Annotated in this window: 4 protein-coding genes and 1 pseudogene; 1 reads left to right on the forward strand and 4 read right to left on the reverse strand. The window is 41.9% G+C overall.

The annotated features are described in order from the left end of the window. Positions 1-12 precede the first annotated feature (12 nt). On the reverse strand, positions 13-861 hold the full coding sequence (locus tag IQ270_RS29585; protein ID WP_193976673.1) for a DUF4114 domain-containing protein: 849 nt from the start codon (positions 859-861) through the stop codon (positions 13-15). Positions 862-1,009: 148 nt separating this feature from the next. Here IQ270_RS29585 and IQ270_RS29590 point away from each other — a divergent pair, with 148 nt between their 5' ends. Beyond that, the gene (locus tag IQ270_RS29590) at positions 1,010-1,213 is read left to right on the forward strand and encodes a hypothetical protein (protein ID WP_193976674.1); all 204 of its coding nucleotides are present in this window, start codon (positions 1,010-1,012) and stop codon (positions 1,211-1,213) included. Here the strand turns inward: IQ270_RS29590 and IQ270_RS29595 are convergent. The 3 genes and pseudogenes from IQ270_RS29595 to IQ270_RS29605 form a co-directional block, all read right to left on the reverse strand. Further along, the gene (locus tag IQ270_RS29595; protein ID WP_193976675.1) at positions 1,199-1,336 is read right to left on the reverse strand and encodes a hypothetical protein; all 138 of its coding nucleotides are present in this window, start codon (positions 1,334-1,336) and stop codon (positions 1,199-1,201) included. The two genes, IQ270_RS29590 and IQ270_RS29595, sit on opposite strands and share 15 nt — an antisense overlap. A 557-nt stretch (positions 1,337-1,893) precedes the next feature. Next, positions 1,894-2,115 (reverse strand): hypothetical protein, encoded by a 222-nt coding sequence (locus IQ270_RS29600; RefSeq protein ID WP_228056820.1) that lies wholly within the window; start codon positions 2,113-2,115, stop codon positions 1,894-1,896. Between the two features lie 24 nt (positions 2,116-2,139). Continuing rightward, positions 2,140-2,711: pseudogene (locus tag IQ270_RS29605) on the reverse strand (CHASE2 domain-containing protein); the annotation flags it as partial.

The following is a 2,711-nucleotide window of genomic DNA, read 5'->3' on the forward strand; positions in this document are numbered from 1 at the left end:
TGCGGGTTTTGTCTAGGAATTGGGAATTTCGGAAACAGTCGGGTTTTTGGTTTCAACTACCGGGGATTTTTCAGGTTTTGTCTCGTAATTGGGAATTTCGGAAACAGTCGGGTTTTTGGTTTCAACTGCGAGAGATGTTTCGGGTTTTGTCTGGGAGTTGGGAATTTCGGAAACAGTCGGATTTTTGGTTTCAACTGCGAGAGATGTTTCGGGTTTTGTCTGGGAGTTGGGAATTTCGGAAACAGTCGGATTTTTGGTTTCTGTCGCTTCGGCAGAATTTGTTGTAGGAGTTGTATCGGGTTTTTGGTCGTCTAATTTAGTCTCTGTTTTTGGCGCAGCGTCAGCTATTAATTCTTTGCCTTTTTCTGATGTACGCCAATCGGAGTTTTTGGCAATTACATCATCCATTAAAATGACTTTAGGGGTTGCGCCTTTGAGGGAAAATATGATATCGTTGTAATCAGCATCGCTTTCTTCGCTTATCCCCATATCTTCCATAACAAATATATTGCCACCATTGACGACACGGGCAATTTGTCCTGGTTTAAAAGCATTGCTGGAATTAGCTGTCGCCATTGAGAATAAGGGTTTTTTGTCGCCGCCAATTCCTGGATTGTCGTATACTTCTTGTATTTTACCGTTGGGAACTACTATGATGCCGAATTCGTCTCCGGGAGTCATTGTGAAGGTTTTTATGCCTCGGTATTCTCCGATATTTAAGTTGTTTTCTCCCTCGAAGCTAGGGAATTTTGCTGCTTCTGTAGTGTCGGATATTGCGATGTAACCGAGTGAGGAGTTGCTGAGGGCGCGTCTGGCTGCTTCTAGTATAAATTCTTCGGAATCTGGTACAAGTTCCTGCATTCCTTTGAGGCTGATAATTGCTAGTTCTCCTTGATACCAGCCTCCGTCTGATAGGTAGTCGAGGCTAATTTTGCCTGTTTCGTCTGCTTGGAAAATGCCGGAGTCGAAAGTGATTTTATTTTGAGTTTGTGGTTGGGCTGTATCGCCTGTGATTGTGTCGGCTTGGGTGGTGGTTGCTGGTGTTTTTTCGGTGATGCTGTTGGTTGTTGGTGTTGAATTTTTGTTGAGGATGAAGGTGTCTGTGTCTGCTTGTTGGGGAGGTGTTTCTGAGTCTTTGTCGAGAATTTGGTGGTTTGCTGGTAATAGTTCGATGCTGGTGTTTGTGGAGGATGTTTCGTTAGTTATTGGGTAATTTTTCGGGGGGGGGGAGAGAATAATTATTGGTAGAATTAGTTAAGGGCAATTTTTCTGAAATGTCGGGAATGATGGAAGTATTGGTGGTTGGTTGGAGGATAGATGTTTCGATTTTGGACATGATTTTTAGTTGCTTTTTTGATGATTAAAATGACTAAAAAAGCAGAATTTGAGGATGTTATATCATGTCGAGTCAATTACCCATAATAAAAAAGGTTGTAGTCAGGACTTTAGTCCTGGTTTGTAGTAAGGACTAAAGTCCTTAGTGGCCCAAATCTGCAATCAAGGACTGAAGTCCTGACTACAAACAAATAGTGGTTATAGGACTGGACATGATATTACACTTTAAAAGTACGCAAGGAAAGCCAGTCCATAGGATGATGGAGTTTTGGTTTTTTCTTGCGGATGGGCGGTGATATCGACAGGTAAAAACCTGCCAACTTATTGCAATAAATTGGATTTATTGCAATAAGTTGTTTTTTTATTGCTGTTGTGAAGTTATTGATTTGAGAATATCAGTAACTTTTTTAAATGCAAGGGGCTTTTAGAGTTTTTAAGTAAACTTTATGGAAACTTTAAAAAAGTGTGTACAGCGAATCTATTCCACAGGAATTCGCCCTTTGATAGCAAAGAGGTAATAAAACTCGATGTTTACCACAAGTTGAAAATTTTGTCAAGCTAAATTGATTGAGTGGAGATTTGCGCGCCTTGAGTATCAAGAGAAATCGCCCTTACTTCAGCTTTTACCCCAAATTCCCTCCAAGCAGTCGCCATTTCCCTCACAACCGCATCCGCATTAGTAACATCAGTTAAAGCCAAAAGCGTCGGCCCGGCACCGCCGGATTCTATAAACTCAGGAATTAATGACGGGTAGAAACGGGAAGAATCAATTAGATGCAATTTCAGATGCCGTCGAGTTGTCTGTTATTCTTCCTTTTTTCCCAAATCTTCTTTGTCTGTTAAACTATCAATCTTTTCCTCTTTGATCTTCTTTTCAGCCGCACGGCGCTGTCGCATCTGTTTTGCTTTGGCTTGCAAATCGCTGAACCCCTCATCGGGTTTGGTTTCGCTTGAACTATCACCGTTTTCGGTATGGTTCACATCGGTTTTTGAGCCGTTTTCCGATGCAGTCACAGTTTTAGCCACAGTGGCGCGCTGCTTCTGCTGTTTGGCTTTTTGGTGCAACTGAGCTAGGTATTCGTCTGGCTCACTTTCGGTTTGGGGAAGCTCTGCGCCACCTGCTGCTATTTCTGGCAGTTGAGAAGGTGTTGGTTGAGGGGTTTCTTTTTTGCTAACTTTCAGTTTATCTTTCTTTTGCTGCAATTCTTTAAAGAAATCAGATTCTGTGATTTCTGCCACTTGCTGTTCTTTTTTGGCTTGGTCAATTTCGATTTTGAATACTTGTTTGACTCGATCGCTAATTACTTTCCCGTATCCGGCTTTATTAAATCTTTCTGCCGATACAATGCTGCCGCCACTTAGGATTAGTGCTAAGG

The sequence above is a fragment of the Microcoleus sp. LEGE 07076 genome (assembly GCF_015207455.1).
In the GTDB taxonomy this organism is placed as follows: domain Bacteria; phylum Cyanobacteriota; class Cyanobacteriia; order Cyanobacteriales; family Microcoleaceae; genus Microcoleus.